This is a genomic window from Streptomyces sp. NPDC007095 (assembly GCF_040634475.1).
Lineage (GTDB): Bacteria > Actinomycetota > Actinomycetes > Streptomycetales > Streptomycetaceae > Streptomyces.
Map to the genome: position 1 here is coordinate 16,374 of NZ_JBEYFS010000009.1, position 12,558 is coordinate 28,931.

Genomic DNA, 12,558 nt, shown 5'->3' on the forward strand with positions numbered 1-12,558 from the left:
AACGGCGCGCCCGAGGGCCGAGGGGCCCCTTTCCCGCCCTTCCGTACCGGCGCAGGCTGGAAGGCGGCAGGACCGCTCACCGACGACCATAGGGAGTCATCATGTACGGCACCCCGCACATCGTCAGCGATGTCATGACCCACACGGTCGCCTCCGTCGGCCGATGGGCCTCGTTCAAGGTGATGGTCGGGATGATGCAGGACTGGCAGGTCAGCGCCTTGCCCGTGCTCGAAGGCGAGGGCCGGGTCATCGGCGTGGTCTCGGAAGCCGACCTGCTGCCCACGGAGGAATTCCGGGACAGCCCCGAGGAGGGCTACGCGCTGCTGCGCCGCCCGGCCGACGTGGCGAAGGCCGGCGCACTGACCGCGGGGGATCTGATGTCCTCACCCGCAATCACCGTCCGGGCGAACGCCACCCTGGCCGAGGCCGCGCGAATCATGGCTCGCGCAAGGGTCAAGCGGCTGCCCGTGGTCGACGAGTCCGGTCTGCTTGAGGGCGTGATCAGCCGCACCGACCTGCTCAAGGTCTTCCTGCGCGACGACGAGGACATCGCCGAGGAGGTCCGGCGCGACATCGTGGCGAACCTCTTCCCCCTGTCGTCCTCGGCCATCCAGGTGAAGGTGCACGACGGAGTGGCCACCCTGACAGGCAAGGTCCGCGACTCTGCCCTGATCCCCGTGGCCGCTCGTCTGGTGCGGGCCGTCGAGGGAGTGGTGGGCGTGGAGTGCGACCTCATGCGGGGGGCTGGTGTGCGCTAGGCGGTGCGCACTCATCGCAGGAGTCCCGTCACCAGATGAGTGGAACCCGGACGACCCTGGTGTGTTCGGCAACTGCGGGTGGATCGCCTTCGTTGACAGCTCGCAGTCCGTCCCTGCCCGGGGACCGAGGGGTGATCATGGCCGAGACAGGCGCCTCCCGGAACACGGCCCACCTCATGCGGTCGCTGCGTGCAGAGCCGGCCGGGACACCGTCGGTGCCGCCCGGACTGACGAGTCTGTCGCCCCGGGAACGGGACATCCTCGCCCTGATCGGCGATGGCCTGACCAACCGCGAGATCGGCAGGAAGCTGTACTTGCCGAAGAAGACCGTCAAGAACAACACCCCGCTGGCGCACGCCGAGACGGCCTACCGCTCGGCGGTCCGCGCAGCGGCGGGACACGCCGCCCACCGGACAGCGGCCGGACTGCTCGCCGCCGAAGCCGAACGGACGCGGCAGCGATCCCGTGCCGTGCACCGACACTGGATCCTCCGGTTGCAACGTGAACTGGCCGCGGTGGAGCCGGCGCTGGAGGAGGCCGAACACGAGGAAGCGGTGCGACGCCGCTGGGCCGCCTCGCAGGGGGTACGGTGATGGCGCCGCGAAAAGGGCACGGTATTGGCGGGCCCACGCGGGACCCGCCAAATGCCGTCAGCGTCAGTTGCCGTGCTGGATCTCGACGTGCTTGGCCTCCGCCTTCTCGGCGCCCAGGCCGACGCTGACGGTGAGCATGCCGTCGGTGTAGTCGGCCGTGACGTCGTCCTCGTCGGCGCCCGGCGGCAGCGTCACGCTGCGGCTCATCGCGCCGTACCGGATCTCGTTGTGAGTCTTCGTGACGTCCTTCTCGGTGCGTTCGGCCTGAACGGTCAGCACCCCGTCACTGATGAAGACGTCGATGTCCCCGGGGGACATGCCCGGAAGTTCCGCTCGCATCACGTAGCGGCCGCCCTCCGTGTAGTCCTCGACGCGGACCGTGTACAGGTCTCCCACCGTGGGCATCGCGAACCGGGCCGGAAGGCTCTCGAACCAGTCCGGCACCTCCGGGAACGCGAACCTCTGCCTGCGTGTCAGTGTGGCCATCGCCGTGCCTCCTCCGCTGTTGTCCAGCCTGCCGACACTTCCAGTCCAGCGCGCACGGGCCCGTACCGCTAAGGCCGAACAGCCCATACCGAGGGTCCCAAACGTCCCTTTCCTCCCGCGCATGCGCGGTCAGACTGGTAAAAGAAGGGACGACCACATTCGGCGGCGATCATCATGTCCGACGTCACGACCACCGATCTCTACGAAGTAACCATGGCCCTGTCCTACCTCCGGGAGGACATGTGGGCCCCGGCCACTTTCAGCCTCTTCGTCCGCGACCTCCCGCCCGGCCGGGGCTTCCTGGTCACCGCAGGGCTGGAACCCGCCCTGGACTTCCTTGCCGACTACCGCGTGGAGCGGGAGGACGTCGAGGAGTTCGCGACCGCGCTGCACCGTCCGGTACGGGACCTCGAACCGCTCCTGGGCCTCGCCTTCGAAGGCGAGGTGCGCGCCGTGCCGGAGGGCCGTGCGGTGTTCGCCGGGGAGCCGTTGCTGGAGGTGACCGCCCCGCTGCCGCAGGCCCAGCTGGTCGAGACGTACCTGCTGAACCAGGTCTGCCACCAGACCGTGGTGGCGTCCAAGGCCGCACGCTGCGTCCTGGCCGCCGCCGGGCGGCCCGTGGTGGACTTCTCGCTGCGCCGGACGCACGGCCCCGGGGCCGGATACCAAGCGGCCCGGCTGGGCGTCCTGGTCGGCTTCGCCGGTACCAGCAACGTCGCCGCCGCCACCGCGCTTGCCGTCCCGGCCTCGGGCACCATGGCCCATTCGTACATCGAGGCGTTCCCCGGCGAGGAGGAAGCGTTCCACGCCTTCGCACGCAGTCACCCCGGCCCGGTCACCTTCCTCGTCGACACCTACGACACCGAGGAGGGCGTGCGGATCGCGGCGCGGGTGCTGAGTGACCTGGGGCGCGGTACCGGCTGCGCGATCCGGCTGGACAGCGGAGACCTTCACGCACTCTCGTGCCGGGCACGCGCCGTTCTGGACACCGCGGGGCTGACCGACGTACGGATCGTGGCCAGCGGCGGACTCGACGAGTACGCCGTCGCCCGGCTGGTGCGCGCCGGTGCCCCGATCGACGTGTACGCCGTGGGCACGCGTGTGGGTGTGGCCGCGGACGCCCCGTACCTGGATGCCGCGTACAAGCTCGTCGAGTACGACGACCGCCCGGTCATGAAGCTGTCCTCGGCGAAAGTCACGGCCCCGGGCCGCAAGCAGGTCTTCCGCCGCGCCGGGCAGCCCGACGTCATCGCCCTGTGGCGAGAGGAACCGCCGGATTCGGCACGGCCGCTGCTGCGCACAGTAATGCGCGGTGGCCGTCGGACGGGGCCGCCGGACCGCTGGCAGGACGCCCGCGACCGGTTCCGCGGGGACATCGCCGATCTGCCCGGCCCGACGCTCCGGATCGAGGACCCCGAACCGGTCCGACCGGTTTGGTCCCGTGCTCTGCAGAAGCTGACAGCCGCGGTACGTGCGAGCATCGAAGCACGGTTCCGCCCGGACCACCTCGCCGCTCCCTCCGTCACGGCTGCCTCCCACTCCGCGACGTTGTCAGCCGGTGCACCATGAGGGGCCCGGCGGTGGGGCCGACGGGGACGAGGCGAGGACCAATGGCCCCTGGAACCCTGACCGCGCCAGGTCTTCCATGAGATCGGCGGCGCTGCTCCGCGCCACCACAGGGAGGAGGCGAGCGAGATGTCCGCTCCCCCACCGACAAGGAAGAAGGAACAGGCCGTGCCGAGTACCGGACCCGAGGCGACCGGCGCCTCGATGCGCGCCCGCGTGGGCGACGAGATCGTCGTACGCGGCACTACCGCCGGGGTCGTGGCCCGGGACGGCGAGGTCGTGGGGCTCTCCCATCCGGACGGCAGCCCGCCGTACGACATGCGCTGGGCCGAGAACAGACAGGTGACCCTGCACTTCCCCGGGCCCGACGCCATCAGGCATCTGACGCCCACACCGCACCCGGCACGCTCGTCCGCACACACCTCGTCGGCCTCCGACGAACTGGTGACTGGAGGCGCTCATGTCCCGGCCCGGTGACCGTCGGCCGATCGTGGTGGGCGTCGATCCCGACCCCAGCCGACGAATGGCCCTGGCCTGGGCAGCCGACGAGGCCGCCCGCCGTCGGCTGCCGTTGCGTCCGGTCCACGTCGAGGGCGTGCCGACCAGGGGCTATCGGGGGCAAGAGATCCCGCCTTCCTGGCAGGAATGGAACGAGGCTCTGCACAGGGCCGGGAAGCAGGTACTCGAAGAAGCCGCGGACTTCGTCACGGCACGGCACCCGCAGGTCGAGGTGGACGCTGTGCTCGCGGAGGGCGACCCCGTATGGGTGCTGCGTGAGCAGAGCCGCGACGCCACGGCTGTCGTACTGGGCTCGCGACATCTGAGCCGGACGCAGGAGGTGTTCGGCTCCGCCTCGGTCGCCCTGCCGGTCGTGGCCCACGCGCACTGCCCCGTGGTCGTCGTGCCCGAGCCGGAGCACGTCACCCAGGAGCCCGCGTACTACGTCGTCGGCGTCGACGGCAGCGAGCACTCGGCCGCCGCCGTCGACGTGGCATTCGAGGAGGCGTCCCTGCGTGGCGCCGAGGTGCGGGCCCTGTACGTCTGGGGGCCAGGTCCGCTCAGGATCTTCGACGAGTACGCCCCGCAGCAGGAGGCCCGCCGGCTGCTCTCCGAGACCGTGGCCGGCCGCCAGGCCCGCTACCCAGAGGTGGACCTGCGCCACGAACTGCTCGTCGGGCATCCCGTGCAGGTGCTCACCGACGCCTCGGCCCACGCGCTGGGCCTGGTGGTGGGAACCCGGGGTCACGGAGGATTCACCGGCATGCTGCTGGGTTCGGTCAGCCAGGGCGTACTGCACCATGCCCGCTGCCCCGTCATCGTCGTTCCGTCGAGGCCGACATGAGGAGTCCCGGGCGAGCAGGAGGCACGGGAAGACCATTCGGCCCCACTCCGGGTCCAGACGGCCCCTGCCCTACGACGGTCCGCGCGCACATGCTGGATACGGGATTCGAGGAGGTCCTCGGGCGGTCGTCCGAGCGGACGGGCTGGTCGCCTCGGTGACCTCCCAGCCCCTGGAATGGCCGGAACTCCGGTGGACGGCTCGCGCCCCCCTCTCGGGCATGGCCCACGTGCAGATGGTGCTCCGGCTCGGCTACGGCCCCGGAGGCCACCCGAGCCCGCGGCGACCGGTGGCCGAACTGCTCGACATCGCCTGAGGCAGGGCGTGTCGGCGGCTCCGCATGGCATGAAGGAAGCGCGGAGGGAGAACCGGCCATGGGACACCGTCCCGGCACCCGCGTCGCGGCGAATCCGAATCCGCGCACGGCCAGAACCCGGCTGCGAGGAGTAGTCGCATGAAGGTGTCCGAGGTGATGACCGCTCCGCCGATATCCGTCGCGCCTCACGTCTCCCTGCTCGAGGTGACCCGGCGGATGACCGAGTCCGCCGTCGGCTCCGTCCTCGTCGTCGAGGACGGAGCGCTGCGCGGCATCGTCACCGACCGCGACCTCGCCATACGCGGCATAGCCGAAGGCCTGGACCGGGAGACACGAGTGGACGCGGTGATGTCGGCCCGGGTTGTCACCGTCGACGCTGGCGAAGACCTCCAGGTGGCCTACCGGACCTTCCGCCGCACCGGCGTGCGCCGGCTTCCGGTCCTCGACGGCGGCCGCGTGGTGGGGGTGCTGACGATCGACGACCTGTTCCTGGACGTCTTCCGCCGGCTGGCCGACCTTCTCGGACCGATCGCCTGGAGCATGCTCCAGGAGCCGCCCGGGCGGCCCTCCGCGACCGGAGCCCGGTATGAGCCCTGAACCGGCCGCACGGGGTGCGATCTCCCATCACGCGCCCGGGCCGACCGAACTGTGTACCGGCGGGCCGCCGACGGATGTCATGGCCTCGACCACCGTCCCGCCCCGGGACCAGCCCGGCGCCCCCTGCCCGTGCATCCGTCCCTGGCTCGGAGTGGGGGACATGGACGTTACGACCCTCTACTCGATCGGGGAGCTTTCCCGGCGGACCGGCCTGTTCCCCAGCTGGGCCCACGACCGAAACGTCCTCCGAGTTGCTGAGCACGCGTCACGTGCTTACCGCTGACCGCCAGGACGACGGGGACGCCTTGCACGCGCTGGGCGAGCATGGCAGCGACATGTGCCGCCGTTCGCTGGCGGCCTATGGCTACGAGCCCTTGGACTCATTCAGCTAAGGGTCGGTGGAGGGGCCGGCACTTCACCAGCGCATCGGCGTCTAGTGATCGGCCGGAGTGATGCGACGCCCCGTGAGGCTCGTGGGCCGGATCGACACCCACATCTCGCGTTCGCCGCCGGGCCATGGCGTGGTGTGGGCGCGTTGGGTGAGACGGCGCACGGCGTCGGGCTCCGTCACAACGCTCGCGGGGCCGACGGCGAGCACGCTCCAGCCCTGGCTCAGAGCCTCGTCCACGTGGTCGACCTCGAAGGCGACTTCCGTTTCCACGGCCGCTGCGGCCACGGATTCGGGCTCGGTCCGGAAGACGATGGCTTCATCGACGACCTCGTAGTTGACCGGTACGACCGCCGGACGGCCGTCGGACGCCGATACCGCGACGCGCCCGACGCCGTGTGTGGAGAGCAGAGTGCGGCATTCGTCCGGGCCGAGGTCCAGCAGCTGAGGGTGCAGCAGTGCGTGGCCTTGTCCGGGCGGGAGATCGATGCCTCCGCCGAGCAGAGCGGTGACCGTGGTACCCAGCGCGTCGGCCAGCCTGATGAGAGCCGCCATCGTGGGGTTGGCGGGCCGCTCCTCCAGGTATGCGAGGTAATGGGGCGACATTCGGGCGCGGCGGGCAGTTTCCTCCCGGCTGAGCCCCCGTCTCCGGCGTTCGACGCCCACACGCCGACCGATGTCGCCGGGATGGGCTGCACCGGTTGGTGGGGCAGCCGCGGGCACGGCCTCCGCCTCACCCGTTCCCTGCTGCGACTCGTGGGTGGTCCCGGGCTGTTCGTGCTCGAGATGGCGGATGTGCGCGTCAGGCCCGGGGAAGACGAGCGTCACTTCGTCCGTGTCCGACCAGTGCACGTCGTAGGGAGGTGTTCCGTCCTCGTGGTGGAGCCCGACGATCTCGCCGTCGCGCTTGGCGCCGTCGGCGGTCGGACTTTCGATGACGAGTTGGTCGCCGAGGTGAGCTCGCATGATCGCCGCCCTCTGCTCAGAATGGTGCTGTATCCAACCTGCCACGCGGGACACCCCGCCGCATGGGACGAGAGCCCCTGCTGTCCGCGAGGTGGGCGGCCCATATCCGGGAGGCGACATGCACCACCGAACAGTCGAAGAGCTCATGACCCGGGGCGTCGTCAGGGCACGGCGTGACACGCCGTTCAAAGAGCTCGTCAGGCTGCTGGCGGAGAACGACGTCACCGCCGTGCCCGTGGTGGACGATCTGGACCGCCCCATGGGTCTGGTGTCCGAGGCCGACCTGCTGCGCAAGAGCGCAGACCAGACCGATGCGTCAGGCAGGATCCCCGTTCCGCACCTGGAGGCCTGGGAGCGGGCCAAGGCCGAGGGTTCCCGCGCCGAGGAACTGATGTCGGCTCCCGCGGTCTGCGCACGTCCGGAGTGGAGTGTGGTCGAGGCTGCGCGCCTCATGGAGGCCCAGCACGTCAAGCGGCTGCCTGTGGTGGACGAGGCCGACCGGCTCCTGGGCATCGTCAGTCGTGGTGATCTGCTGCGGATCTTCCTGCGCCGTGACGACGCCATCCGCGACGAGATCGCAGCCGACGTACTGCGGCGCACGATGAGGCTCGGTCCCTCGGAGGTGACGGTCGAGGTGCACGACGGGAGGGTCGCCCTCGGCGGGTCCGTGGAGTTCCGGAGTCTGATCCCCGTCATCGAGCAGCTGTGCCGCGGCGTCGACGGCGTTGTCTCGGTCGCCTGCCACATTGCGTACCGGACGGATGACGCCGACCCTTCCCCCACCGGCGCCTGACCAGGGCCGGCAGGCACGGTGGCCGGCAGCCGGCCTCCGACGTTGTACACGGGATCTGTCATGGATGATCCCTCTGGAATCCGCCGGGTTTCACATGGGCCATCCAGCGGGCCGACGGGTGCTCACCGGTACCGCGCCCATGCCTTGGATGTCGTGCTCGGCGGCGTTCAGCAACTGGTGGGCGAGGTTGCTCATAGCCCGGCCCGCCGCCAGTTCGTCACCGATCTCCGGCACGTTCGTGTCCACCGGATGGCAGTGCGCGGTTCCGCGGCCGGTGAGCGCCGTGGTGCCGGTGTCCAGGACCACGTGTGCCTTAGTTGTTCCGTCGTCGTCTTCGAAAAGGTGGAGACGAACCTTCCACTCAGTCGTATGCGACATGGCCTTCCTCCTCGCTCCGGTCCGGGCCGATGTGATCCGAGCCAGTTGGTTTCCGGCTCGGGAGACCCTGTGCGGACATCGTCGACCGCACTTCCTCTCCTCGGCCCCCGTTCGGTCCTGCGCGTCACCGGCGGAAGCGCTCGGACCACAGCGGCTCCACCAGGTCCCATTCGACGTCCCACTGCGCGTACCTTCTCCGGTCCAACGCGAGGAGCATGGCTGCTCGTGCCGCGTAGAACCCGGCGACCGCACAGAGTGCCGCCATGCCACCCACGAACCAGCCGTTGGCCTTTGCGGTGACCGCGTTCATGGGTGCACCGGTGATGGCTCCGTCCCGGTCCACCCACACCCGCATGGTGGCGCCCTTGGGTGTTCCCGGTCCCACGAGGGTGATCCCCGTGCGCACGATGCCGTTCCGCTCGGTCCAGCGGATCTGCGCCCGTTGCTTCGACACACGGTCGTCGCCATGCACGTTCGACGTCACTCGGGCGGTGACCTCGTGTCGTTCCGCAACCTGGGCCTGCACGGTGCGCATGGACGACTCGTACGCCGTCAGCCCCGTGCTGAGCGCGGCCACCGGCAGTCCGAGGACGAGGAGGAGCATCAGTACGCGGCGGAACAAGCATTCAAACCTGTCGGACGTACGCCTCAGAGGGTTCGCCCCATGTGGCGCGTTGCCTCTGCGCGGCCGGGGCGGACCGGATGCGGACGGCGAACCTTGTGCGCTCATGATGCGGCCTCCAGCACGTTGCTGGTCCGTTCCCCCACCTCGTCCCACAATCGAACGACAGGGGGCTTCGGTCACGGGGCCGAAAGTCCCTTCGGGACCGGCGTCCGGCCCCGAAGGGTCGGCCGTCGACACGGTCCGTCTCAGCCGGTGGCGGTCATATTTGTGGTACGACCGCAGTGGGACACGGCGCGTGATGCAGTACCGCATGATTGATCAGGCCCAGTTGCAGGCCCCGATGCACCAGCCGTGGGCTGGCGCCAACGACCAGAAGGTCCGTTCCTGACGCCGCTTCCAGCAGTGCCTGGCGTGCCGGCGCCTCGATCAGGCGCCTCTCGACCAGGACGCCGCGGTGCCGCTCCGCCGGCACGCGCAGGGCGTCGTCGAGCACCTGTGCCGGTGAGCGGAGGTGCGCCTCCAGGGGCCACGACGGGGCCTGAGGTGCGCTGAAAGCACCGCCCGATGCGCTCCAGGCGTGCACTGCCACCAGCCGACAGCGCCGCACCTGGGCCTCGCGGAAAGCGAACCCCAGGGCCGTGCCGCTGCTCTTTTCGTCCTCGACTCCGACGACGACGCTCCCGAGCCGGGCCTCCCGGTGCGTCAATGCGCCGCGGACCACGACGACCGGGCAGTCGGCTCGCGCGGCCACGGCGAGGCTGACCGAGCCCAGGAGCAGGTCGGCGAGGTCTCCAAGCCCTCTGGACCCGAGTACCAATGCGAAGGCGTTGCGCCCCTTGTCGATCAGGGCGGAGGCCGCGTCCTCATGCGACACCTCGCTCGACAGCCGCACCGTGGGACTGCCCTGCCTGGCCCGTTCCGAGGCAGTGGTGAGCAGGCCCGACGCTTCGTGGCCCCCGGTCGCGGCGTGCAGGATGTGGAGCGCCACCCCGTGCCGGACCGCCTCGTCGGCGGCCCAGTCGACCGCTTCAAGGCTCGCCTCGGATCCGTCGACGCCGACCACCACGGGAATCGTCACCGCCCCAGTCTCCTCTCGTGCCGGATTCCACGCCTCCGCCCCCTACTCCACAGCTCCACACGCGCCGAGGCATGGATCGGGATGATGCTCGAATGAGAGAACGCACCGCGCTCGGCATACAGGCGAGGTCCGGATCCTCCACTCGATCGGACTCGTCCACCGACATTTCCAGCTTCTTACGAGACGGAGGCCGCCGCCATGCAACCAGCCGTCACCGTGGGCCTCGACGGCTCGCCCGCGAGCCTTGCCGCTGCCCGCTGAGCCGCCGACGAGGCCGAGAAGCGCAAGCTCACCCTGCGCTTGCTGCACGCGTGGCCGCTGCTGGCGCCGGAACCGACCCGCGTCCCCGCGGAAAGTCGATCAGAACTACTGGGCGAAGCGTCTTGTCCGCACCGCGCGGGCGAAGCTCCAGGCGCGCCATCCGGGCCTGTCCATCGTCGCGAACCTTGTTGCCGACGACGCTCAGAACGCCCTGCTCCAAGCGGCGTCGGAGTCGGAGATGACGGTGCTGGGTTCACGTGGTCTGGAGCGCGTCGAGAGCTACTTCCTGGGTGACGTCAGCATGCCCGTCGTGGCGCGGGCCGAGCGGCCGGTGGTGCTGGTCCGCGCCGGCGCTGCCCTGTCGCCGTCGTTCCTCATGACTGACGCCTGCCCGTCTCTGCGCGGGTCACCCACACCTTCGGTCTCGACCGGATGGAAGAGGCTTACGAGGTGTTCGCACGCGGCACCACCACGGGAGCCCTCAAAGTCGTGCTGCGCCGCGAGTGAACCCGCCCGATCGACAGGAGTTCGAACAGGTCTGCCCGGTGCCGGGGCTCACGACGCCGGGCTGGTCCTGTTCTTCGACCTGTCGACCAGGAACCGTGTCGTGTCGGACAGCGTGGTCAGTTCGGGGTAGTCCTCCTCATCGATACGGATTCCCGTACGCTCGGACAACAGTTCCACCAGGCTGAGGAAGTCGAGTGAATCGAGTTCGAGCACGTCACGGAACTTGTCGTCCGGTTCGACCAGTGTGAAGTCCGCGTCAGGGATGATCCGGGTGATCGACTCCTTGATCACCGACAGGGCTTCCGCGTCGTCCAGGGGCTTCATCTGACTCACAACTCCTCCGGTTTCTGCAGCAGTCGGCCGACCGCCGTCAGGTAGCGCGCCCCTACGGCACCGTCGGTGGCCCGGTGGTCGGCCGCCAGGGTCACGGTCACCACCGGACGCACACCGAGCATGCCGCCCGTGGCCCAGGGCCGCTCGACGACCGCGCCGAAGCCGACCATGGCCACCTGGGGCGGATGGATGACACCGAACACGGTCTCCACGCCCTGGTCGCCCAGACTGGTGACGGTCAGGGTCGCGCCGGACATCTCGCTTCCGCGCAGCCGTCCCCGGCGGGCGCGCTCGACCAGGCCCTTGAGGCTGGTCATGAGGGCATCGGGTGGCAATGTGTCGGCGCCGTGGATGACCGGCGCGAGCAGTCCGCCCTGACGGAGCGACACCGCGACACCCAGGTTGACCGCGGAGCCGGGCACGAACTCGTCGTCCTGCCAGTAGCCGTTGAGGCTCGGCACCTCACGTGCTGCTGCGGCAGCCGCCTTCAGCAGGAGGGCCGCGGGAACGAGGCGGTCGGTGGGCGGACGGCCGCGGTTGAACCGGCGCAGCCAGTCCTCGGCGGCCGTGAAGTCGATCGTGGTGGACAGGTAGTAGTGGGGGATCTCCCGCTTGGAGCGGCTCATGAGGTCGGCGATGGCACGGCGCATGGCGTCCGTACGGTGTTCCGTGCGGCTGTCGGTCGGCACAGCCGCGTGCCTGTGCTCCTCGCCGTCCCGCCGGCGCTCAGTCGGCCGCTCCGGTTCGTGCCGTGCGGTGCGTGCACGCACAGCCGTGTGCACGTCCGCCGCACTGACGGCTCCGCCGTCCCCGGTGCCCCCGACAGCCGTCAGGTCGATGCCGAGGTCCTGGGCGAGCCGCCGGGCGTACGGGGTGGCCCGTACTCTTGGCACGGAGGAGGGCGAAGCGCGCTCCACGTCAGCACGGGTGATCCGTCCGCCGCGTCCGGTGCCGTGCACAGCGGTCAGATCGATGCCCCGCCGTAGCGCGAGGTGCCGCACCAGCGGTCCCGCCCCGATGGCCGATGCGGCCTCGGCGTACAGGTTCGGCGGTGGTTGTGTGGGGCTGCCCGATGTGCGCGCGGACCGGCTGGCAGGCTTGTTCCGGGATCCCGCGCCCACGGGCTCTTGGCCGGGCTTCGACTCGCGGATCTCCTTCCGCCGGGGTGTGGGGCGTTCGGGCTGCGCGGTCGGTTCCTGCTCGGCCTCCGTGCGCGCAGGGATCCGGATCGTCTCCCGCGGCACAGCCTCGACGTCCGGCTCGACGCCCGCTGGGGAGCTCGCCTCCACGCGGGCCCTCGCCGACTCCTCAGGAGCGCCCGCACGCACGCTGGGCGTGCCCTCGCTTTCGATCATCGCGAGTGGTGTTCCCACCGGCACCCGGGTCCCCGGCTGGACCAGCAGCCGTCCCACGGTGCCGGACTGGAAGCACTCGACCTCGATGGCCGCCTTGTCGGTTTCCACGACGGCGATGACGTCGCCCTTGTGCACCCGGTCCCCCGGACCCACGAGCCACTCCTGCAACAGGCCCTCGTCCATGTCCGCACCGAGCGAGGGCATGGTGAAGTCGGCCAT

Annotated in this window: 13 protein-coding genes and 4 pseudogenes; 10 read left to right on the forward strand and 7 right to left on the reverse strand. The window is 70.2% G+C overall.

Going from position 1 to position 12,558, the window contains the following annotated elements; genetic code table 11:
- Positions 1–101: 101 nt before the first annotated feature.
- On the forward strand, positions 102–758 hold the full coding sequence (locus tag ABZ656_RS04945; RefSeq protein WP_101407078.1) for a CBS domain-containing protein: 657 nt from the start codon (positions 102–104) through the stop codon (positions 756–758).
- A 164-nt stretch (positions 759–922) separates the two neighbouring features.
- Positions 923–1,351: pseudogene (locus tag ABZ656_RS04950) on the forward strand (V-type ATP synthase subunit D); the annotation flags it as partial.
- Between the two features lie 63 nt (positions 1,352–1,414).
- Here the strand turns inward: ABZ656_RS04950 and ABZ656_RS04955 are convergent.
- Positions 1,415–1,837, reverse strand: coding sequence for an Hsp20/alpha crystallin family protein (locus ABZ656_RS04955; RefSeq protein WP_101407080.1), 423 nt, complete (start codon positions 1,835–1,837; stop codon positions 1,415–1,417).
- A 174-nt stretch (positions 1,838–2,011) separates the two neighbouring features.
- Between ABZ656_RS04955 and ABZ656_RS04960 the strand changes: the two genes are divergently transcribed.
- The 5 genes and pseudogenes from ABZ656_RS04960 to ABZ656_RS04980 all read left to right on the forward strand — a co-directional run bounded on the left by ABZ656_RS04960 (position 2,012) and on the right by ABZ656_RS04980 (position 5,655).
- Positions 2,012–3,406, forward strand: a complete 1,395-nt coding sequence (locus tag ABZ656_RS04960; RefSeq protein ID WP_360264631.1) for a nicotinate phosphoribosyltransferase — start codon at positions 2,012–2,014, stop codon at positions 3,404–3,406.
- 126 nt (positions 3,407–3,532) lie between these two features.
- Complete coding sequence (locus ABZ656_RS04965; RefSeq protein ID WP_360264634.1) at positions 3,533–3,880, forward strand: DUF1918 domain-containing protein; 348 nt, start codon at positions 3,533–3,535, stop codon at positions 3,878–3,880.
- Positions 3,864–4,745: a universal stress protein gene (locus ABZ656_RS04970; RefSeq protein WP_101407083.1), complete on the forward strand. Its 882-nt coding sequence runs from the start codon at positions 3,864–3,866 to the stop codon at positions 4,743–4,745. The genes ABZ656_RS04965 and ABZ656_RS04970 overlap by 17 nt, the downstream gene beginning before the upstream one ends.
- A 118-nt stretch (positions 4,746–4,863) precedes the next feature.
- Positions 4,864–5,058 (forward strand): annotated as a pseudogene (locus ABZ656_RS04975) (nitroreductase); the annotation flags it as partial.
- Positions 5,059–5,196: 138 nt separating this feature from the next.
- Entirely contained in the window at positions 5,197–5,655 is a 459-nt protein-coding gene (locus ABZ656_RS04980) for a CBS domain-containing protein (RefSeq protein ID WP_360264638.1), read from the forward strand.
- Between the two features lie 433 nt (positions 5,656–6,088).
- Here ABZ656_RS04980 and ABZ656_RS04985 read toward each other — a convergent pair whose 3' ends face one another.
- Complete coding sequence (locus ABZ656_RS04985) at positions 6,089–7,009, reverse strand: pyridoxamine 5'-phosphate oxidase family protein (protein WP_101407085.1); 921 nt, start codon at positions 7,007–7,009, stop codon at positions 6,089–6,091.
- Between the two features lie 118 nt (positions 7,010–7,127).
- Here ABZ656_RS04985 and ABZ656_RS04990 point away from each other — a divergent pair, with 118 nt between their 5' ends.
- Complete coding sequence (locus tag ABZ656_RS04990) at positions 7,128–7,802, forward strand: CBS domain-containing protein (RefSeq protein WP_101407086.1); 675 nt, start codon at positions 7,128–7,130, stop codon at positions 7,800–7,802.
- A 90-nt stretch (positions 7,803–7,892) separates the two neighbouring features.
- Here ABZ656_RS04990 and ABZ656_RS04995 read toward each other — a convergent pair whose 3' ends face one another.
- The 3 genes from ABZ656_RS04995 to ABZ656_RS05005 all read right to left on the reverse strand — a co-directional run bounded on the left by ABZ656_RS04995 (position 7,893) and on the right by ABZ656_RS05005 (position 9,883).
- Entirely contained in the window at positions 7,893–8,180 is a 288-nt protein-coding gene (locus ABZ656_RS04995; protein ID WP_101407087.1) for a DUF1876 domain-containing protein, read from the reverse strand.
- 124 nt (positions 8,181–8,304) lie between these two features.
- On the reverse strand, positions 8,305–8,802 hold the full coding sequence (locus ABZ656_RS05000) for a hypothetical protein (RefSeq protein ID WP_360264643.1): 498 nt from the start codon (positions 8,800–8,802) through the stop codon (positions 8,305–8,307).
- Between the two features lie 262 nt (positions 8,803–9,064).
- Positions 9,065–9,883, reverse strand: a complete 819-nt coding sequence (locus ABZ656_RS05005) for a universal stress protein (protein WP_101407088.1) — start codon at positions 9,881–9,883, stop codon at positions 9,065–9,067.
- A gap of 198 nt (positions 9,884–10,081) precedes the next feature.
- Here ABZ656_RS05005 and ABZ656_RS05010 point away from each other — a divergent pair.
- Positions 10,082–10,493, forward strand: a pseudogene (locus ABZ656_RS05010) (universal stress protein); the annotation flags it as partial.
- A gap of 35 nt (positions 10,494–10,528) precedes the next feature.
- A pseudogene (locus tag ABZ656_RS05015) lies at positions 10,529–10,651 on the forward strand (alcohol dehydrogenase); the annotation flags it as partial.
- Positions 10,652–10,699: 48 nt separating this feature from the next.
- On the opposite strand, the gene ABZ656_RS05020 reads toward ABZ656_RS05015, so the two are convergent.
- Positions 10,700–10,975 carry an acyl carrier protein gene (locus tag ABZ656_RS05020; protein WP_101407089.1) on the reverse strand — a complete coding sequence of 92 codons (276 nt, stop codon included), beginning with the start codon at positions 10,973–10,975 and terminating at the stop codon, positions 10,700–10,702.
- Between the two features lie 5 nt (positions 10,976–10,980).
- The gene (locus ABZ656_RS05025) at positions 10,981–12,558 is read right to left on the reverse strand and encodes a dihydrolipoamide acetyltransferase family protein (RefSeq protein WP_360264647.1); all 1,578 of its coding nucleotides are present in this window, start codon (positions 12,556–12,558) and stop codon (positions 10,981–10,983) included.